Source organism: Stenotrophomonas sp. SI-NJAU-1 (assembly GCF_020883215.1).
Taxonomy (GTDB): Bacteria; Pseudomonadota; Gammaproteobacteria; order Xanthomonadales; family Xanthomonadaceae; genus Stenotrophomonas; species Stenotrophomonas indicatrix.
Genome location: NZ_CP086598.1, coordinates 4105800 through 4124723, shown reverse-complemented (window position 1 = coordinate 4124723; position 18924 = coordinate 4105800). Strand labels below are relative to the sequence as shown.

Annotated in this window: 21 protein-coding genes; 7 read left to right on the top strand and 14 right to left on the bottom strand. The window is 65.1% G+C overall.

From position 1 onward, the window contains the following. Positions 1 to 79: 79 nt before the first annotated feature. On the top strand, positions 80 to 1015 hold the full coding sequence (locus LMF57_RS18785; RefSeq protein ID WP_229290380.1) for a LysR family transcriptional regulator: 936 nt from the start codon (positions 80 to 82) through the stop codon (positions 1013 to 1015). Between the two features lie 243 nt (positions 1016 to 1258). Here the strand turns inward: LMF57_RS18785 and LMF57_RS18780 are convergent, their stop codons facing one another. From LMF57_RS18780 to LMF57_RS18760, 5 genes are all read right to left on the bottom strand, one after another. Then, positions 1259 to 3445, bottom strand: a complete 2187-nt coding sequence (locus LMF57_RS18780; protein WP_229290379.1) for a TonB-dependent receptor — start codon at positions 3443 to 3445, stop codon at positions 1259 to 1261. 103 nt (positions 3446 to 3548) lie between these two features. Then, a complete protein-coding gene (locus LMF57_RS18775) occupies positions 3549 to 5033 on the bottom strand; it encodes a M23/M56 family metallopeptidase (protein ID WP_229290378.1) in 1485 nt (494 codons plus the stop codon). Further along, entirely contained in the window at positions 5030 to 5416 is a 387-nt protein-coding gene (locus tag LMF57_RS18770) for a BlaI/MecI/CopY family transcriptional regulator (protein WP_229290377.1), read from the bottom strand. Before LMF57_RS18770 ends, LMF57_RS18775 begins: the two co-directional genes overlap by 4 nt. 255 nt (positions 5417 to 5671) lie before the next feature. Next, the gene (arr, locus tag LMF57_RS18765) at positions 5672 to 6106 is read right to left on the bottom strand and encodes an NAD(+)--rifampin ADP-ribosyltransferase (RefSeq protein WP_229290376.1); all 435 of its coding nucleotides are present in this window, start codon (positions 6104 to 6106) and stop codon (positions 5672 to 5674) included. A 125-nt stretch (positions 6107 to 6231) separates the two neighbouring features. Further along, a complete protein-coding gene (locus LMF57_RS18760; protein ID WP_229290375.1) occupies positions 6232 to 6432 on the bottom strand; it encodes an accessory factor UbiK family protein in 201 nt (66 codons plus the stop codon). Positions 6433 to 6601: 169 nt separating this feature from the next. On the opposite strand from LMF57_RS18760, the gene LMF57_RS18755 reads away from it, so the two are divergent. Beyond that, positions 6602 to 7036 (top strand): hypothetical protein, encoded by a 435-nt coding sequence (locus LMF57_RS18755; protein ID WP_229290374.1) that lies wholly within the window; start codon positions 6602 to 6604, stop codon positions 7034 to 7036. Positions 7037 to 7152: 116 nt separating this feature from the next. Here LMF57_RS18755 and LMF57_RS18750 read toward each other — a convergent pair whose 3' ends face one another. Next, entirely contained in the window at positions 7153 to 7407 is a 255-nt protein-coding gene (locus LMF57_RS18750) for an accessory factor UbiK family protein (RefSeq protein ID WP_080149656.1), read from the bottom strand. 158 nt (positions 7408 to 7565) lie between these two features. On the opposite strand from LMF57_RS18750, the gene LMF57_RS18745 reads away from it, so the two are divergent. Further along, positions 7566 to 7904: a P-II family nitrogen regulator gene (locus LMF57_RS18745; RefSeq protein WP_108766640.1), complete on the top strand. Its 339-nt coding sequence runs from the start codon at positions 7566 to 7568 to the stop codon at positions 7902 to 7904. A 95-nt stretch (positions 7905 to 7999) separates the two neighbouring features. Here LMF57_RS18745 and LMF57_RS18740 read toward each other — a convergent pair whose 3' ends face one another. Next, entirely contained in the window at positions 8000 to 8659 is a 660-nt protein-coding gene (locus LMF57_RS18740) for an RIO1 family regulatory kinase/ATPase (RefSeq protein WP_051585083.1), read from the bottom strand. A 441-nt stretch (positions 8660 to 9100) separates the two neighbouring features. Here LMF57_RS18740 and LMF57_RS18735 point away from each other — a divergent pair, with 441 nt between their 5' ends. After that, positions 9101 to 10006, top strand: coding sequence for an aspartyl/asparaginyl beta-hydroxylase domain-containing protein (locus LMF57_RS18735; RefSeq protein ID WP_229291410.1), 906 nt, complete (start codon positions 9101 to 9103; stop codon positions 10004 to 10006). A gap of 111 nt (positions 10007 to 10117) precedes the next feature. Here LMF57_RS18735 and speE read toward each other — a convergent pair whose 3' ends face one another. Continuing rightward, positions 10118 to 10972, bottom strand: coding sequence for a polyamine aminopropyltransferase (gene speE, locus LMF57_RS18730; protein WP_032977218.1), 855 nt, complete (start codon positions 10970 to 10972; stop codon positions 10118 to 10120). Positions 10973 to 11153: 181 nt separating this feature from the next. On the opposite strand from speE, the gene speA reads away from it, so the two are divergent. Together speA and LMF57_RS18720 are read left to right on the top strand one after the other, a co-directional pair. Then, positions 11154 to 13043 (top strand): arginine decarboxylase, encoded by a 1890-nt coding sequence (gene speA, locus LMF57_RS18725; RefSeq protein ID WP_229290373.1) that lies wholly within the window; start codon positions 11154 to 11156, stop codon positions 13041 to 13043. 43 nt (positions 13044 to 13086) lie between these two features. Further along, positions 13087 to 13407: a DUF6122 family protein gene (locus tag LMF57_RS18720; protein WP_229290372.1), complete on the top strand. Its 321-nt coding sequence runs from the start codon at positions 13087 to 13089 to the stop codon at positions 13405 to 13407. Between the two features lie 70 nt (positions 13408 to 13477). On the opposite strand, the gene LMF57_RS18715 is transcribed toward LMF57_RS18720, so the two are convergent. The 3 genes from LMF57_RS18715 to LMF57_RS18705 are packed head-to-tail and all read right to left on the bottom strand — an operon-like array spanning position 13478 to position 15752. Further along, the gene (locus tag LMF57_RS18715; protein ID WP_117311630.1) at positions 13478 to 14806 is read right to left on the bottom strand and encodes an ATP-binding protein; all 1329 of its coding nucleotides are present in this window, start codon (positions 14804 to 14806) and stop codon (positions 13478 to 13480) included. Continuing rightward, entirely contained in the window at positions 14803 to 15462 is a 660-nt protein-coding gene (locus LMF57_RS18710) for a response regulator transcription factor (RefSeq protein ID WP_117311629.1), read from the bottom strand. Before LMF57_RS18710 ends, LMF57_RS18715 begins: the two co-directional genes overlap by 4 nt. Continuing rightward, positions 15462 to 15752: a PepSY domain-containing protein gene (locus LMF57_RS18705; protein ID WP_117311994.1), complete on the bottom strand. Its 291-nt coding sequence runs from the start codon at positions 15750 to 15752 to the stop codon at positions 15462 to 15464. The genes LMF57_RS18710 and LMF57_RS18705 overlap by 1 nt, the downstream gene beginning before the upstream one ends. Before the next feature lie 156 nt (positions 15753 to 15908). Between LMF57_RS18705 and LMF57_RS18700 the strand changes: the two genes are divergently transcribed. Then, a complete protein-coding gene (locus tag LMF57_RS18700) occupies positions 15909 to 16343 on the top strand; it encodes a PepSY domain-containing protein (protein WP_208081562.1) in 435 nt (144 codons plus the stop codon). Positions 16344 to 16469: 126 nt separating this feature from the next. Here the strand turns inward: LMF57_RS18700 and LMF57_RS18695 are convergent, their stop codons facing one another. From LMF57_RS18695 to LMF57_RS18685, 3 genes are all read right to left on the bottom strand, one after another. Further along, positions 16470 to 16961, bottom strand: a complete 492-nt coding sequence (locus LMF57_RS18695; RefSeq protein ID WP_025874569.1) for a hypothetical protein — start codon at positions 16959 to 16961, stop codon at positions 16470 to 16472. A gap of 125 nt (positions 16962 to 17086) precedes the next feature. Then, positions 17087 to 18295 (bottom strand): FAD-dependent oxidoreductase, encoded by a 1209-nt coding sequence (locus LMF57_RS18690; protein ID WP_229290370.1) that lies wholly within the window; start codon positions 18293 to 18295, stop codon positions 17087 to 17089. A 12-nt stretch (positions 18296 to 18307) separates the two neighbouring features. Then, positions 18308 to 18802, bottom strand: coding sequence for a lipocalin family protein (locus LMF57_RS18685; RefSeq protein ID WP_117311625.1), 495 nt, complete (start codon positions 18800 to 18802; stop codon positions 18308 to 18310). Positions 18803 to 18924: the final 122 nt, after the last annotated feature.

Sequence of the window (18924 nt, the reverse complement as noted above, 5' to 3'; positions counted from 1 at the left end):
TGCGGAGCTAGAGTGAGCCGTTCCCGAAGGTTAGAGAATCAGCTAGGATCTGATCAGGCTATGTAGGAAGCAGTGCACAATGCGGGGCTCCGAATTCGCGGAACTCAAGGCCTTCGTGGCCGTCGTCGACCGGGCCAGCTTCGCCAAGGCGGCCGATCATCTGGGCCTGTCCCGCTCCGCCCTCAGCCAGATCATTCGGCAGCTTGAGTCCCGGCTCGGCGTGCGCCTGTTGAACCGCACGACACGCAGCGTGTCGCCGACCGAACCCGGACGCCGTTTGCACGAACGGATTGCTCCGATGCTGCGCGACATGGACGAAGCAGTGGCACAAGCCATCGGCATAAATGCGCGCACGGCGGGAACGTTGCGGATCAACACGCTGAGCATGGCGGCAAAGAAAGTGATCGCGCCGAGATTGGGGCGTTTCGCAAAGGCGCATCCGGATGTCGTGCTCGACATCGTGATCAACGATGGACTGAGTGACATCGCGGGCGAGGGCTTCGATGCCGGCATCCGCGTGGGTGGTCGACTGCAGAAAGACATGGTGGCGGTCAGGCTGACACCGGACATCGACCTGCTGGCCGTAGCCTCACCCGACTATCTCGCCAGACACGGCGAGCCGAAGACACCGGCCGAGCTCAGCCATCATGCCTGCATCAACTGGCGCTTTCCCGGGAGCGGGAAGGTCGCAGGGTGGGAATTCAAGAAGAAGGGGAAAGGCGTCGAGTTCTTTGGCGATGGCACGGTGATCTCCAATCACCAGGACATCGTGGTGCCCGCCGCACTCCAGGGCTTGGGCATCTTCTATGCCTACAACGATGACGGCATTGCCGAAGCACTGCAGGACGGACGACTCAAGCGCGTCCTCTCCGACTGGTCACCGACGGTGCCTGGCCTGTATCTCTACTACTCCAGCCGGCGCTATATGCTGCCGGCGCTCCGCGCCTTTATCGATTGTCTGCTTGATCGCGATATCGGCACCGATGACTCCTCCACGTCCGGAAGTGTTCGTTGATAGTCGATGTCCGCTTTCGACCCACAGCGGACACTGATGCGGTGGTCGAGCCTGCCGCTGGACCGGTTACGCGCTGGCTTGTTCGCCGCGCCCAGTCGTCGTCAGAAGGTCGCGCTGAACTCCAAAGGAGAGCGCCCTTTAAGGCGCGCAAGGGACATCCACTCGGGCGCGTCGGCCGCATACGGGTCCATGGCGGCATGTGCGACGGCAACAGAACTACACTGCGTTGCAATACCAAACTCTTTACAATTGAATCTCCAGTTCGGCGCGGAAGAGTGCGATCCCGCGCCGAGTACGGACGATCTCCTGGCTTCCTTCGGGGAGTAAGTAGCGCTGACCGCTGACCAGTTCCTGTTGTAGTAGGTTGCTGGCACTGAACCGAAGTCGAGTTTTTGCAGTTGCAGTCCACTGCGCATGAAGATCGAGCTCGCGATTTGGAGATTTCAGGTCCATCTGGACCGACGTGGTGCGTACATCGACGCTGCTGCGGTAGCTATAGCTGATGCCCCCGCTCCAGCGTGGGTTGATACGATAGTCCGCACCCAAGGTAGCGCTGAAGCGCGTTTGATCAGGAATGCGGTTGTCCGGCGCGGGAACGTCATCCACCCGTGACCAGGCGCGAGTGGCATTGAAGCGCAGGTCAATGGCCGGTGCGGTTCTGAAAAGCGCAGATAGCGGCAGGCCGCCGTCCAGCTCTAGTCCCCAGGCAGCGGCATTGCCGCCATTGACCGGTGCGATGAGCCAGCGACCGTTTTGGTACTGCAGTTCCTTCCTCACTACGCCTTTGATCTGGCGGAAATACCCACCCAGATTGAGACGCAACCCCTGGCCTGAGCCAATCTCATAGGCAAGATCGATGCCGGTCGCCAGTTCCGGGCGCAGTGCCGGGTTGCCGATCTCGTCTGGGTTTGCCGGCCGGTTATTGGTCGATGTGTAGGGCCGAGGCAACAGGGATGTCAATGCGGGCGCCTTGAAGGTACGACTCAGCGCGAGGCGAATCCGGTCGCCGTTGTCACCGTTCTTGCCGGGCAGCTTCCAGAGCGATTGCAGCACCGGCGAGAGTACCTGGCGTCGATTGCGGATCGCGACGAAGTCACCTCCGTCGCTGACTGTTTCAATCCGCTCCCACCGAGTACCAAGGTAGAGCGACCATTGCGGCCCGAACGTGAGCTCGTCTTGGAGATAGAAGGCCAAACGCCGAACCTGCGCGTCGTAGGCTTGATTGCTGTAGGTGTCTGGTTCCAGGCCGAAGTAGCGGATCGATTGGGTGCGATCTTCTCTGTGTCGGTCCAGGCTGCCCTCCCAGCCCATCTGCAGGTTATGACGACCTGATGCAGGAAGCGCATAGCTGCCGGTGCTGCTGACGCCGCTCACCCGCAACTCGCGGTCGGTGCGTTCCTCTAGGCTAGGCTGGCCTATGACGTCTTGGCCGTGTTCGCGATACGTATTCCGCTCTCGGTTGCCACCCAGGCCAATCTTCGCATCAAACCTTCCTCCATTGACGGACTGCCGCGACCAGCGCGCATTGCCCTGCAGCAGCGCCACCGCAATGTCCGTGTTCTGCCGGTAACGGGAGTGCTGCAGCGCAGGACCTTGCAGCGTGTTCCATTCAATATCAGTGACGCGGGTAAAGCGGCTCGCCTCTGCGTTGCCTTGCAACCGCAGAGTGTTGTCGTCATCGACGTGAACCTCGATGGTCGGCGCGAACGTCAGTACTTCGCGGCTTCCTTCGGCGCGCAGCTTCGTGGTCCGTGATAGCTGCTCTTCGTCGTCAGAATCCGTCCCATGCTCTTGACCAGTTTCTTCAACAAGGAAGGCACGACGCGAAGCCGTGGCGACCAGTGCATGGCTCCCAGCGTCGCGGTGGCGGTTCCGCTGCCAGGTGATCGCTGGAGCTTGGCGACCGTTGGCCGTCGCGGCCCAGACCAGCGATACCTTGTCCGTGTCCTTGCGCTGGGTGCCCGCCAGCACGATGTTGATCGTGCCAGCGATCGCTTCCGCACGTTGATCCGCAGTGGCCGAGCGCAGTATTTCGACACGCTCGATCATGTCGGGCGTCAGTGAGTCGATGTCGAAACCTGCCGGCGGCTGCTGGCCATCGACCAGGATCTGGGTGTAACCAGCACCCATCCCGCGAAGGGCGATCGCGCCGGAGCGGCCGGGTGCGGGGGTGCCTACCGTGATACCAGGCAGGCGCTTGAGCGCATCGACGAGGGTCGTGTCGCCGTGACGACCCAGTTCATCGCTGTCGACCACTATCCTCGAGGCGGTGCTGTCGCGCCGCGAATCGTACCGGCTTGACTGCACCGTAACGGCGCTGAGTTCGGTGGCATGCGATGCGCCTTTGTTGTCTGCAGCCGTCTGGGCAGACACTGGTCCAGTCGTGAACAGCAGAGCGACTACCAGTCGCGACGACGATGGAACGAACATCGTGATGGCTCCTCGAATGAATCTCCAGGCAGCAGCCGACCCTCCCGGGCCGGGCCGCCGTTGGACGAAGGGGAAAGCTCTCGCGGGGTGATGCGCTATGCCGTCATTGCAGCAGGCGTTCGGGGTCTACTCGCTGACCGTTGAACAGCGCTTCCAGATGCAGGTGTGGGCCGGTCACGCGTCCGCTGCGCCCTACCTTGGCAATGCGTTGCCCCGGCAGGACGCGTTGGCCGACGTGCACCTCGAAACTGTCCAGGTGTGCGTAAAGCGTCTGCCAACCGTTGCCATGGTCCAGTACGACGACCGTGCCATAGTTCGGTCCGTCCGGGTAATGCGTAGTGGCTGCGGTTACCGTGCCTGCCGCTGGCGCAAGTACCTGCGTACCGACACGCGCGCCGAAGTCCGTGCCCAAGTGGGGTTGCGAACGGATGTGACCGTTCTCACCGAAATGGCCGGTGATGTTCGGCGCATCGAGAGGGGATGCCAGGCGGAACGGCGACCCTGTCGCAGATGGGGTGGATCTTTGCGCAACGCTGCGCACAGGCGTGTGGGGATATGGCGCGCTGACACCCGGAGGTACAGCCAGCGCAGTCTGCAGCACTGACACGAACCCAACCACCGCCAGCGCCAGCCCAGCCAGTCCAAAGCGCCATGAAACTGGCAGCGTCCGGCTTCTGTCTCCGTCAAGCATGTGCTGGATCCGCACTGCATGGCCGGCAAGATCGCGGTGATTGAGTGCGGCAGCAGGCGCATCCAAGGATGAGTAGCTCCGTAACGTATGCAGGTAGGCGCTGGCGAACGCACGTCCTTGACCTACCTGGCCATCGAGTGCGTGCGCGTCGCATCGCAGTTCGCAGGCCATCTGCACCCGAGCTGCAATGGCGCGCACGAATGGATTGAACCAGAGCAGCGCGCCTACCACAGACATCAGCAATGCACGTTGCGGGTCACGGTGCGCAACGTGGGCAGCTTCGTGACGGATGATGAGGCGCAGCCCAGTATCGTCCAACTGCGCCAACAAAGCCCTAGGCAGAACGATCGCTGGACTCGGCCATCGCACTGCGAATGGGCTTATGGGCCGTGGGGTGATGCGCACTGCAATGCCGTGTCCGGCCAATCGCGCGGCTTCGGCGGCGGAGCCCGTTCCTTGCCAGTCTGCTGGACTGACGGGGCAGGCGTTACGGACGATGCTCGAGATCATGGCGATGCCACGCAGCCAGCGCAACAGCGTGATGCCCAGCCCGACCGCATAAACACTCGCGAGCACGACGGCCAGCGATGGCCATCCAGGCCGGCCAGTCGACAGCTTGCTCGCCACGGCCTGCGCGCTCGCAGCCGAATCGACTGCGATTGGGAGTGGCAACGCCAGTGGAAGTTTCGCGGCGGCTTCCGGCATGCAGGCCGCCAGGATCGCGACGAAAAGCGGCGGCAATGTAGCCAGTGTCCAGACGCCCAGCCAGTAGCCCCTGGCCGTATGTGAAAGCTGCAGCCTTGTGTGCAGTCGCGCCCCGATCCCGAGCGCCAATCCCGCCATGACCAAGCTGCACATGACATGGACAAGCCAGTACATGGGCGTGGCCGCGCTCATGGGCAGTCGTCCTTTCCATTGTCCTGCAGCAGCGCTTCAAGTTGTTCGAGTTCGTCTCGACTCAGCAATCGGCTGTCAGCGAAGGCCTGGGATGGCAGTGGGCCGTCGATCTCCAGGACGCGACGGGCGAAGTCCGCGCTCAGCGCGGCCAAGGTCGCCACCTTGCCCACCTTGGCCTTGTAAATATTGAGTCCGTGCTGAGCGCGCTCTGCAACCAATCCCTTGTCAACCATTCGTTCCAGCGTCTTGCGCGTGGATGAATACGACCAGCCCAATGTCGGTACGACCGCATCATGCAGTTCGCGTGCGCTGCAGGTATTGCAGCGCCACAGACACTTGAGAAGTTCCAGTTCTGCATTGGAAGGAGTTGGCGCGTGGCTCATTCAACGACCCTGTGTGACCAGTGTCGCCAGTATGCGACACGTGTCGCAGGTGATCAAGCGCGAATTTGGCTTCGGCGCCGCTACTGCGCTGGCGTGGCGGACGACCCTCTGGGGGTAGTGCGGTCAGGCCGAACCCGCGTTGCAGCAGGGTGTAAGCCAAACTTGGCTTCCGTCCGCTGCTGGCCGAAAGCGGACATCATTCGAAAACCTGCTGCGTTGATCGTCCGCCTGCCAAAGCACGGACACTTCTATTCATCAATTGATGATCTCCCCACTCCCCGACGCCACAAACGCCCTCAACTGCCGAACGAACTCCGCGTCGTAGGTCTCCCACTCCGTAATCTCCCCAACAACCCGCAACGGCTCCGCACTCCGATACGACCGTGTCGGATTCCCAGGAAACTTCTTGTTGGTCACATTCGGATCGTCCTCGAATGGCCCGGTCGGCTCCACCACATACACACGCGGTCGCCCCTCACCCTTGGCCATCACCGCAGCCAGCCCGGCGCCCTTGGCAATCGCCGTGAAATAGATGTGGTTCATCACCACGCTGTGGCGATAGTTGGAGCGGAACCCCGCGCTCAATAACTCGCCCACCGCGAGGTCAGCGCGGGTGCCGTGATAGAACGGCCCGGCAACCTGGTCGCAGGTGTCATGCGATACGGGTGTCCATTCGGTGTGCTGTGCCATCGGCACTGCTCCTACCTGTCCTGCCGGATCGACAGGCTGGCGAGTCTAGGGCGCCGGGCGGGCCTTGCGGCAAGGCCCCATCAAGGAAATAATCTGTAAGTGGGAGGCGCGGTGCGCCTCCTTTTTTATTCTGCCGTGCCGCGGCCTTCAAGCTCACGCACCGCCGCTTCCAGCGCATCCAGCTTCTCGCGGGTCTTCAATAACACGGCGCGCTGCACTTCAAATTCCTCGCGGGTCACTAGGTCCAGCTTGGCCAGCCCCGCCTGCAGCGCGCTCTTGAAGGTGGCCTGCAGCTCCTCGCGCGATTCGCGCAGGCCCGGCGGCACTCGGTGGTTTCGCGCCGGCTGCGTGCAAGCGCTATGCTCCGGGCCGGGGTGCAGCAGAACGCCGCTGTAAGGGCGTGTCGTGTACACGCTGTTTCGGGCCTCAGCCCAAGAGCGTTGAGGGTTCCGTCAAGTGCTGGGAAGCACGTCAGCAAAGGACCGCGAAGGACAAATGACCATGAAGCCAGCGTGTGCCGCGTTCGTGCTGACCCTGATGCTGCCTGCATGCGCGCATCGTGTCGCGACCACGGTGGAGGTAGAGCCCCGCGACGAATTACTGTGCGCCATCGCGGGCAACCCCAGCCAACACGATGGGGAAGAGCTTGTGTTGTCCGCAACGTACATAACGGATAACCGGCACTTCGAGATGTTGCGCAATTCCCATTGCGGCGAGGGTGGGCACATCCTGGTGATCGGCAGGCATGGCTCGTCCGATTCGGTCAAGCGGTTCTACGCGGAACAGAAGCGCATCTGCTTGAAGCGCGATGCTCCAGCGGTGTGCAACACCACGGCCGTCGTGGAGGTATCTGGGCGGGTACGGCTGCAGCCGGAGGGCGTCGTTGTCTTGGACATTGAGGAGGTCCGGTCGTTCCGGTTCAATAAGTAAGCCGCTGCCCCGGGCAGATACTGCGTGTAGACCATGCTGGAGTGAGCTCGCTGGGCATGACACGGCAAGGCCTGCAATCGCGGGCCTTGTTGTTCACCGCCGCAGGGGCGGTCCACTCAGCCGGCGTCGCTGCGGCCCTGTTCCAGCTCGCGCACCGCCGTTTCCAGCGCATCCAGCTTCTCGCGGGTCTTCAGCAGCACTGCGCGCTGCACTTCAAACTCCTCGCGCGTCACCAGGTCCAGCTTGGCCAGCCCCGCCTGCAGCGCGCTCTTAAAGGTGGCCTGCAGTTCCTCGCGCGATTCGCGCAGGCCTGGCGGCACCAGGTCGCTGAGGCGACGGGCCAGGTCATCGATTTGGTTCAGGTCGATCATGGGGTGCTCCGTGGGGTGGTGGGCCTGCGCATCCGGCGCGGCCACGGCTGTTCGGCCGTAAGGATACTGCCGGCCCCGGCCTGCCGGACAGGCGCTGCGGGTTTCGCACCGGCCGCGTTCAGGCGCTATCCTCCACGCCGGAATACAGGAGATAGACGATGAAGATGGTCATGGCGGTGATCAAGCCGTTCAAGCTCGACGACGTGCGCGAAGCGCTGGCCGAGCGCGGGGTTACCGGGATCACGGTGACGGAAGTGAAGGGCTTCGGTCGCCAGAAGGGCCATACCGAGCTGTACCGCGGCGCCGAGTACGTGGTCGACTTCCTGCCGAAGGTGAAGCTGGAAGTGGCGGTGACCGACGATCAGGTGGAGCTGGTGGTGGAAGCCATCGTGAAGGCGGCGGGCACCGGCAAGATCGGCGACGGCAAGGTGTTCGTGTACGACCTGGGCGGCGTGGTGCGTATTCGTACCGGTGAGCTGGACGCGGACGCGTTGTAAGCCGGTTGCGCGCGTAGGGCGGGGTTTGTGTCGCCGGAATGAAGAGCGGTCGAGCAAGCTCGACCTCTACCGGTAAAGCGGGTGAAGCGAAGCGCCTACCGGCGCTTGGCCCACTTGTAGAACCGCTTCCAGCCTTGGCGCACAGCCGCCACCCAACCGGGGTCGGCCACCAGCGCCGCCTGCGCAGGGCTCGGCGCCTGCCCGGTCACGCGCTGGCGCATCTTCAGCAGGTTCTTCATGTCGCTGCGGCTCAGCTGCCGGCTCAGCGGGTTGCGGCGCAGCCAGCGCGGTACGCGCCAGGCCGAGGTGAAATCCAGCAGTACCGGCACGCCGGCGCTGACCACCACGTTGGTGCCATGCAGGTCGTTGTGGGTGATGCCGGCGGCATGCAGGCGGCTCAGCGCGTGCTGCAGCTGTTCGAACACTTCATTGCCCACGGCCTGCGCGGTGCTGAGGGTCTGGCCGGGGATGAATTCCATGCCCAGGGCCAGGCCACCGAGGGTGCCGAGCAGGGCCGGGGCGTGCTTCCAGCCGCCCAGCCGCTCCAGCATGCGTGCCTCGCGGCGCACCATCAGCCGGGCGATCGGCGACACCGGGGTGCCACGGTAGCGGGAGTAGTCCTTCACCACCGCCGGACGGCCGTCCAGGCAGGTGCGGTAGACATCGGGGGCGAGGAAGCGCTCGCCGCGCTTGAGCAGCAGCGGCGCCACGGCGTCATCGCCGCAGGACGGGGAGGGAGTGATGGAAGGGATCATGTGGGGTCTCGGGCGACCCGGTGGGCGGCGCTGAAGCGTCAAGCGAACCGGTACGACGGGGGGAACTGGCTAAACTTTCGTTAAGTCAATTTTAGTACCGGCAAGTTCGCTATTCCACGATTTGTCGGAGAAATGTCGGCGTCGTGGCTGGAACAGTTCGTCGCGCTTTTTCGGACAATTCCGTCTCACTTTACGAAAAGCAATTTAATTTCAATAGCTTGCAAATGCGGCCGGCAGCGCTCGCGGCGCAGCGCTGCGGCCCACGCACGCCTGGCTTGACCCCGGCGCACGGCCTGCCGACCATAAGCTGTTACACGCGACATCGACGGCCGCACCCACCCGGCACGTCCCCGTCTCCTGCCGCGTTCCCCCACTGATGCCGGCCTTGCGGCCGCATCGCCCTGTTTCCCTGTCCGGCGCGTGCTGGAGGAAAGTGCTTTGATCATCAAAATCGTACTTGCGGCGCTGTTCGTGTCCTGCGTGCTGTACATCCACTTCCGTGGCAAGGTCCGTGCGCGCTGGTCGCGCCAGCTGCTGGACCACTCCAGCTTCATGGCCCCGATCAACGTGGTCATGTACATGTTCTCCAAGGTGCCGACCACGCCGTTCCTGGACCCGGGCAAGGAATTCCCGCAGCTGGAGCCGCTGCGGCAGAACTGGCAGATGATCCGCGACGAGGCACTGGCGCTGCGCGATGCGCAGGCGATCGCTGCCTCCAGCACGTTCAATGATGCCGGCTTCAATTCGTTCTTCCGCCGCGGCTGGAAGCGCTTCTACCTGAAGTGGTACGGCCCCTCGCACCCGTCGGCCAAGGCGATGTGCCCCAAGACCACCGCGCTGCTGGAATCGCTGCCGGACGTGCGCGCGGCGATGTTCGCGCAGCTGCCGTCGGGCAGCGAGCTGCGCCCGCACCGCGACCCGTTCGCCGGTTCGCTGCGCCTGCATCTGGGCCTGGCCACGCCCAACAACGATGCCTGCTACATCGAAGTGGACGGCATCAAGAAGAGCTGGCGCGACGGTGAGTGGATGATGTTCGACGAAACCTACATCCACCATGCGCACAACGAGACGCCCGATGACCGGGTGATCCTGTTCTGCGATATCGCCCGCCCGCTGCGCTTCGGCCTGCCGGGCCTGTTCAACCGTCTGGTGGCGTCCACGCTGCTGGCCGGTGGCGCCTCGCCGAACCTGCCGGGCGACCCGACCGGTGGCGTCAACAAGGCCTTCGGCAGCGTCTACAAGGTGCGGCTGAAGGCCAAGGCGCTGCGCGAGCGCAGCGTGATGGCCTATCAGGTGATCAAGTGGGGCCTGGTGGTGGCGGTGATCGCCGGTATCTGGGCGCTGTAAGCGGACCGCCGCCGGGCATGGCCCGGCGCTACCGGAAAACAAAAACCCGCGCTGTCGCCAGCGCGGGTTTTTGCTTTGGTAGGTGCCAACCTTGGTTGGCACGCTTTCCGGTCAACCCTTCAGCGCCGCCTTCACGAACGGCGGGGTCACCAGCACGCCGGTGTGCAGCGCGGCGGTGTAGTACAGGGTATCGAAGGTCTTGGCGGCCGAATCGGCCTGGCGGAAGTCGAAGCTGCTGTCGCCCTTGCGCGCCAGGGTCACGCTCCACCAGCCGGTGGGGTAGCACGGCTGCGGGAACGGCAGGGTCTTGAACGAGCCGAAGCCGGCCTTGCCCATCTCGGTGCGCATTTCGTTGATCAGTTCCAGCTGCATCAGCGGCGATTCGGACTGCTGCACCAGGATGCCGTCGTCCTTCAGGGCCTTGAAGCAGCTCTCGTAGAACGCCTTGTTGAACAGGCCTTCACCCGGGCCGACCGGATCGGTCGAATCGACGATCACCACGTCCACGCTGCCGGCCGGGCAGTTGGCCATGTAGGCCACGCCGTCGTCGAACATCAGCTCGGCGCGCGGGTCGTCGTTGGAATCGCACAGTTCCGGGAAGTGCTTGCGCGCCATCACCGTCACCTGCTCGTCGATGTCGCACTGGGTCACGCTCTCCACGCCCTTGTGCTTGAGCACTTCGCGCAGGGTGCCGCAGTCGCCGCCGCCGATGATCACCACGCGCTTGGGCGCGGCGTGGGTGAACAGCACCGGGTGGCTGATCATCTCGTGGTAGAAGAAGTTGTCCTTGCTGGTCAGCATGATGGCCCCATCGATGGTCATCAGGTTGCCCCAGTCGGTGGTCTGGAAGATCTCGATCTTCTGGAACGGCGACTGCACTTCGTCCAGCTTGCCGGTGATGCGGTAGCCGATGGCCGAGCCGGTGCGCTCGAAGTGTTCGATGTACCAGTTGCTGTTGTCAGTCATGGGAAAGCATTCCTGTTCGGAGGGGATGGAGCCGGGCTGAAGGCGGGGTGCCACGCATCCGGACGGATCGGCCCGTTCAGGTTCAGACCTGCCACGGGCGCGGGCGCGCATGATAACGAACCTGTGGGCATATAGGCGTTATCATGCCCCCCCCTTTTATTTGCCACAAAGGCCGACTGCAATGACCGATTGGTCCCTCGACCAAGCCCGCAAGACCTACTCGATCCCGCACTGGGCGGATGGCTATTTCGACGTGGATCAGGCCGGGCACATGGTGGTGAGACCGACCGGGGCGGATGGCCCGGTGGTGTCGCTGCCCAAGGTGGTCGATGCTGCGCGCGCGGCCGGTGCCAAGCTGCCGCTGCTGGTGCGCTTCCCGGACATCCTCGGCCAGCGCCTGGGCAAGCTGCAGGCGGCGTTCGCCCAAGCCCAGCAGGATTGGGACTACCCGGGCGGCTACACCGCCGTGTACCCGATCAAGGTGAACCAGCACCGCGGCGTGGCCGGCACCCTGGCCAGCCACCACGGTGAGGGCTTCGGCCTGGAAGCGGGCAGCAAGCCGGAACTGATGGCCGTGCTGGCGCTGTCGCGCCCGGGTGGCCTGATCGTCTGCAACGGCTACAAGGACCGCGAGTACATCCGCCTGGCCCTGATCGGCCGCAAGCTGGGCCTGCAGACCTTCATCGTCATCGAGAAGCCGTCCGAGCTGAAGCTGGTGCTGGAAGAATCCAAGGCGCTGGACGTGAAGCCGGGCCTGGGCGTGCGCATGCGCCTGGCCTCGCTGGGCGCCGGCAAGTGGCAGAACAGTGGCGGCGACAAGGCCAAGTTCGGGCTGTCGCCGCGCCAGCTGCTGGACCTGTGGAAGTCGCTGCGCGATACCGAATACGCCGATTGCCTGAGCCTGCTGCACTTCCACATGGGCTCGCAGATCTCCAACGTGCGCGACATCGCCAACGGCATGCGCGAAGCCACCCGCTACTTCGTCGAGCTGTCACAGCTGGGTGCGAAGATCACCCACGTCGACGTGGGCGGCGGCCTGGGCGTGGACTACGAAGGCACCCGTTCGCGCAGCTTCTGCTCGATCAACTACGGCCTCAATTCGTACGCCAGCAACATCGTGCAGCCGCTGGCCAATGCCTGCGAAGAACACGGCCTGACCCCGCCGCGCATCGTCACCGAGTGCGGCCGCGCGATGACCGCGCACCACGCGGTGCTGATCGCCAACGTGTCCGAAGTGGAACAGGCGCAGGAAGGCCGCGTGCCGGACCAGCACGACGACGAGCCGGCCTCGATCCGCCACCTGCGCGAGATCCACGAAGAACTGGACGTGCGTCCGGCGGTGGAGCTGTTCCAGGAAGCACAGCACTTCCACGCCGAAGGCCTGGCCAGCTATGCGCTGGGCCAGATCGATCTGCCGCAGCGTGCGCGCATCGACGATCTGTTCTATGCCATCGCCCATGGCGTGCGTGCGCGCCTGAGCTACGACGAGAAGAGCCATCGCCCGGCGCTGGATGAACTGAACGAGCGCCTGGTCGACAAGTACTTCGTCAACTTCAGCGTGTTCGAGTCGATTCCCGATGCGTGGGCGATCGACCAGGTGTTCCCGATCGTGCCGATCGAGCGCTTGAACGAGGCGCCGGATCGCCGCGGTATCATCGCCGACATGACCTGCGATTCCGATGGCATGGTCAAGACCTACGTCGAGAACGAAAGCCTGGACAGCTCGCTGCCGCTGCACGCGATCAAGCACGGCGAAAGCTATCGCATCGGTTTCTTCATGGTCGGTGCCTACCAGGAAATCCTCGGCGACATCCACAACCTGTTCGGTGATACCGACGCGGTGGAAGTGCTGGCCGATGCCGATGGCTATGCCATCACCCAGCAGCGCCGCGGCGATACCACCGACGTGATGCTGGACTACGTGGGCTACAGGCTGGATGACCTGCGTGCGGCCTACGCCGAACGCGTGGCCTCGGCAGACCTGTCACCGGAGCGCGCGCAGGAACTGTCCGAAGCGCTGGAAGCGGGCCTGACCGGTTACACCTACCTGTCAGATGAACCGTTGATCTGAGGGTGACGGGAACGCCGGGCATGGCCCGGCGCTACCGGTGCTGATGAGCGCCCGCGCGATCTTCCATCTGTTCCTGCATGCCGCCGTGCCAGCCCTGCTGGCATGGCTGTTCTGGCGCAAGCGCTTCGCCTCGGCGTGGCTGTTGCTGCTGCTGGGCTGGATCATCGATCTGGACCACCTGCTGGCCGATCCGATCTACGCCCCGAACCGCTGCAGCATCGGCTTCCACCCGCTGCATACCGCACCGGCGATTGCCGTGTATGCCGGGCTGTGCGTACCGAAGAAGACACGACTGGTGGGCATCGGCCTGATGGTCCACATTGTGCTCGATGCCATCGACTGCTGGTGGATGCATCACCGCTGATGGGGGCCGCCCTGGGCCCTGTGTAGCGCCGAGCCCACGTCGGCTGCGCTTGGGGCTGCCCCGTCTTTACTCAGTCAGCCGGTGCCAGCGGCAGTTCCAGCCGCGCGCGCAACCCCGGATTCTCGTTCGACAGGCGCAGTGACCCGCCGTGGCTGGCCGCGATGTCGGCTGCAATCGCCAGGCCCAGGCCACTGCCTTCCACCCGTTCGTCCAGGCGCACGCCGCGCTGCAGGACGCTTTCCAGCTTGGCCTTGTCCAGCCCGGGGCCGTCATCGCGCACTTCGATGTGCAGCCGGTCGTTCTGGGCCAAGGCGCGCAGGCGGACTTCGCTGTGTGCCCACTTGCCGGCGTTGTCCAGCAGGTTGCCCAGCATTTCCTCCAGGTCGGTGCTGGCGCCGGCAAAGGCCAGGCCCGGGGCGACATCCATCTGGAAGCGGATGCGACGGCCTGCATGCACGCGGGTCATCAGCCGGCACAGCGCCTCGGCAGCCGGGGCCACCTCACTGCGCTGGCGATGATCCACGGCCAGTCCTGCGGCCAGGTAGCGGTCGATGCTGGCCCGCATGCGTGCGCCCTGTTCGTGCAGGGTGCGGCGCCAATCGCGGCCTTCGCCCTGCGCCTCGGCGGCCAGTACGCTCAATGGCGTCTTCAGCGCATGTGCCAGGTCCTCGGCGCTGCTGCGCGCACGCGCCACCATGCGCTGGTGGTGGTCCAGCAGTGCGTCGAGCTCATCGGCCAGCGGCGCGATTTCCCGATCCAGCTGGCGGCGGTCGATGCGTTCGGCGTCGCCACGGCGGATGCGCTCCAACTGCTTGCCCAGCCCACGCAGCGGGCGCAGACCGAAATGCACCTGGCTGGCCAGTACCGCCAGCCACGCCGCCACCAGCACGGCCAACGCCATTGCGCTGCGTTGGCGGAACGCGGCGACGTCCGCATCCAGTGCACTGCGGTCGGTGGCGACCACGGCGACATAGGACTGTGCTGCGCGGGGCAGGCGTACCTGCTGAACGCGGGCGCGCAGCGATTGCTGCATCGGTCCGGGCAGGTTGCGCTCGGCCGGGCCAGCGGCGGCGGTCGCAAGGGTCTGGTCCCACAGCGAGCGTGATTGCAGCAGCACCTTGCCGTGGCTGTCGGCGATCTGCCAGTACGCACCGGAGAACACCCGCTGGAAGCGAGCGTCATTCGGTTCCTGGCGCAGGCGCAGCTGTCCTTCCGGATCCACCTCGGCCTGCGCCAGCAGGGTCAACATGGCCTGCTGCAGCTCGCCATCCAGGCGGTCGCGTGCGCTGCGCTCGAACAGCTCGCCCAGCAGGATGCTGGCCAGTAAAGAGACCAGCACCAACCCGATGCCGGCTACCAGCAGCAGCCGCCGGCGCAGTGAAGGTTGACGCGCGCTCATGCCTCGGCCAGCCGCCAGCCCTGGCCGCGCACGGTATGGATGAGGTCAATGCCCAGTTTGCGGCGCACCCGTCCCAGCAGCATGTCCAGTGCATTCGAGTCGGGGTCGTAGCCGCCTTCGAAGACCTGCTCACCCAGACGGTCGCGGCTGATCACGCTGCCAGCGTGGTGGATGAAGTAACTCAATACGCGGAACTCCTGCGGGCTCAGCGACAACGCCTGTCCCTCCAGTTCAAATCGGCCGGCATTGACGTCCAATTGCAGCGGACCGCACTGCAGCCGTGGACTGGCATGGCCGTGGCTGCGACGGATCAGCGCGCGCAGGCGCAGCACCAGTTCATCGGGCTGGAAGGGTTTGGTCAGGTAGTCGTCGGCACCGGCATCAAAGCCGGCCAGCTTGTCGTGCCAGCGTCCGCGCGCGGTCAGCACCAGCACCGGAAAGTCGCGGCCATTGCCGCGCCAGCGCTCGATCACGCTCAGGCCGTCCAGCCCGGGCAGGCCCAGATCGACGATGGCGGCCTGCAGGTCTTCAACCTGGCCGATCTCCTCGGCCTGGCGACCATCGGCCACCACCTCGACCACGTAACCGGCCTGTTCCAACAGCGGTTGCAGGCGCTCGGCCAGCGCGGCATCGTCTTCGGCCAACAGGATGCGCATCAGTCGTCCAGTTCCGTCTTCAGCAGCTTTCCACTCCGCGCATCATAGTCCAGCTCCACCACCACGCCGTCGCCCCGCAGGATCTCCACCTCGTACACCCCGTCATCCAGTTCCACTTCCAGCAGCTGGCCGGGGTGGCGCTTGAGCGCATCGCGCACCACGCCTTCCAGCGGCACGTAGCGGCCCTGCTGCACCGCGCGGCGCGCAACCTGCTGCGCCGGGTCCTGGGCAGGGCCGGTGGCGGTCGGGGCGCTGGCCAGGGCCAGCAGCAGGGACAGGGAGGGCAGGATCGGCACGGGAACGGCATCGAGCATGGGAACAAGTGACAGGCGCGAGTGTGCCGCGGCCGACTAACGGTTGGCTAACAGCGCCGGCTAGGCCGCTGTTAACCGCGCCGTGCATCGTGGCGTTGCCGGGATGGTCCGGCAACGAACAGGAGAACCCCCATGTTGAAGTCGCTCACCCTCGCCACCGTTGTCGCCCTGGCCGTGGCCCCCACCGTACAGGCCGCACCGCTGGGCATGGCTCAGGTCGAACAGACCCTGCGCAAGGCCGGCTACACCCAGATCCATGAAATCGAGCGGGATGATGGCCTGTGGGAAGCCGATGTCAGCCGTGCCGATGGTCGCTTCAGCGAGGTCTACGTGGACCCGAAGACCGGCGAGATCTTCGATGAGCACGATGGGCGTGCGCAGATGAGCACCGAGCAGGTGCTGGCCAAGGCGCAGGCGCAGGGGCTGCGCGAGATCCATTCGCTGGAACGCGATGGCGCGACGTGGTCGCTGGAAGCGCGCAATGCCCGCAACCAGAAGGTGGACGTGCGCCTGAGCGGTCATGACGGCCGCATCCTGCACAGCGAGCGCGATGGCTGGCTGGATTGATGCCCGCTCGGGAAGGTGTGTCGACCAAGGTCGACACCTACCTGGTAGAGCCGGCCGCTGGCCGGCTGCTGCACGGTGTTTCCGGGATCAGGAGGTACCCGGCCAGCGGCCGGCCCTACCGTGCGCTTACCAGCCGTAAGGCGGCGGGTAATCCCAATAGCCCGGGCCACCACCGTAATACCCACCACCGCCGTACGGCCCGAAGAAGCCCGGGCCCTTGCCTTCGCTCACGTGGATGTTGACGTTGACCCCACGGGTCTTGCCTTCATCGTTGGTGTAGTTCTTGCTGAGATTGAGCGTGGCGGCGTTGTAGTGGGTGTTGCCGTAATTCTTGGCGTAGCCGATGCCGGTGGTGAAGCTGCCGGAGACCTTGACCTTGTCGTCCTGCACGTCGGCGATCCTGCCGTCGCCGTGCACGCGCGGGCCGGTCTTGTCGCCGTAGAACGTGCCGGGCGGATCCTGTTGCAGCGTCGGATCGTTGAGATAGCGCATAGGCGTCTGCGGCACGGACAGGTCCAGGCCGGACGCCTGCGGCGCGGTGGCGCCGGCGGCGGACTGCGCCAACGCGGTCCCGGGCAGGGCGGCCAGGCACAGCAGCAGGGTCAGGGGGCGGATCATGACGGCACTCCAGCGCAGAGGGGCCGCGCAGCACGCGGCGGTACAGGCCGACGCTAGCAGGCGTTGCTTGAATGATGCCTGTCGGCGCCCGTTTGCGGTAGAGCCAGGCCATGCCTGGCTTCACGCTACAACCGCCCGAACCCGAACAGGTCCTGCAGCGGGTGCCGGCGCCGCTCGATCCGCGCCCGCAGCAGCCCGGCGCCGATCATCGAATAGGTGATGCCGTTGCCACCATAGGCCATGGCGAACTGTACCCGTGGACCCCATTGCGCATGCGGCCCGAAGAACGGCAGGCCGTCAGCGGTCTCGGCAAAGGTGCCCGCCCATGAAAACGCCGGGGTCGGCTGCAGGTGCGGGAACCACTGCAGCAGCTGCTTCATCAGTTTGCGGGCCTTGCTGTCCACCCGGCCATCGCGGCGGGCGGGAATATCGATGGAATCGTCCAGCCCGCCCACCAACAGCCTGCGGTCGCCGGTGGCACGCAGGTACAGGTAGGGGCGTGCGCTCTCCCAGACCATCGTGCGCTGCAGCCAGCCCAGCTCGTCGGCGTTGATCGGGTCGGTGATGAAGGCATAGCTGCTGCGGTTGCGGGCCACGCGCGGGTCCAGCCACTGCTGGTTGGCATAGCCCATCGCCAGCATCACGTGGCGGGCGCGGATCTGCATGCCGGATTCGGTGCGCGCGGTTACGCCGCGCGCGGTGGGGGTGAGGGCATGCAGCACGGTGCGGTCATGCGCCACGCCGCCGCGCCGCTGCAACCGCCGCAGCAGTCCGTAAGTGAAGCAGTAGGGATCAACCCGTGCGGCCTGGCGGGTCAGCAGCGCGCCTCCGGCATCGACGCTGAAGCGTTCCTGCAGCGCATCCCGGTCCAGCCAGCGCGCGTCCAGGCCGATGCCACGGCGCGCCTCGCCTTCGGCCATCAGCCGCGGTACGTCACGGCGGCGGCTGGCCAGGTACAGGCTGTCCATCTGCCTGAAGTCGACGTCCTTCAGGCCGCGCGCGACCTCGCCCAATGCAGGGATCGCATCCGCACAGGCCTGGTAGGCCAGCGCCGCAGCGTCCTGCCCATACTGCGAGGCCAGCTCCAGCAGATGGGTATCGATCTCGTACTGCAGCAGCGCGGTACTGGCTGCGGTGCTGCCCCAGCCGATGTCACGCTGTTCGATCAGCGCAACGTCGTGGCCATGGGCCGACAGCTCATCGGCGATCAGCGCGCCGGTGATGCCGCCACCGACCACCAGCACATCGCACTGCAGATCCTGTTCCAGCGGCGGAAAGGCCTGGATCAGGCCGTTGCGCACCGCCCACCACGGGTAACCACTCTTCAGGTCCATTCGGGGTCGTGCTCAGGCCGTGGGCTTGCCGGTATGCGGGGTCAGGATCAGTTCGGACAGATCGAAGCCCTGCAGGCGTGCGCTGGCCAGATAATGTTCCTGCACGGTGGCATCGAGCCGGGGCTCACGTGCCAGCAGCCACAGGTACTTGCGATCCGGGCTGCCGACCAGGGCAACGCTGTAGTCCGGCGCCACCTGTATCACCCAGTAGTCACCCTTGGCGAAGGGCAGCCAGCGCAGGCCCTTGGGCAGGAAGCTGACTTCCAGCCGCGCGCTGTCATTGTCGATCGCGCAGGCCTCGCCGGTGGCTTCCTCGATCTCGCCGTCCATGCGGCAGCGGTTGGTGACGCCGACGTTGCCGTTGTCCAGCAGCCGGTAATGGGCCGACACGTCGGTGCAGCCCTCCGGCTCGTGGCGCATCGGCAGGCGGGCGATCTCGTACCAGGTGCCCAGGTAGCGGGGCAGCTTGAGGTCGGTGACGGTCTTCAGGGGAGGCAGGTCGGTCATTGTCAGGCGTGGCAGGAGAGGAACTCCACGATGCCGAGGACACTGCCACGGGCGGGTGAAGCCGGGGCGAGGGCCATGTCCAGAACATTCCGTCGCCCGGGTGGAGCGCGTACCGTCATCGG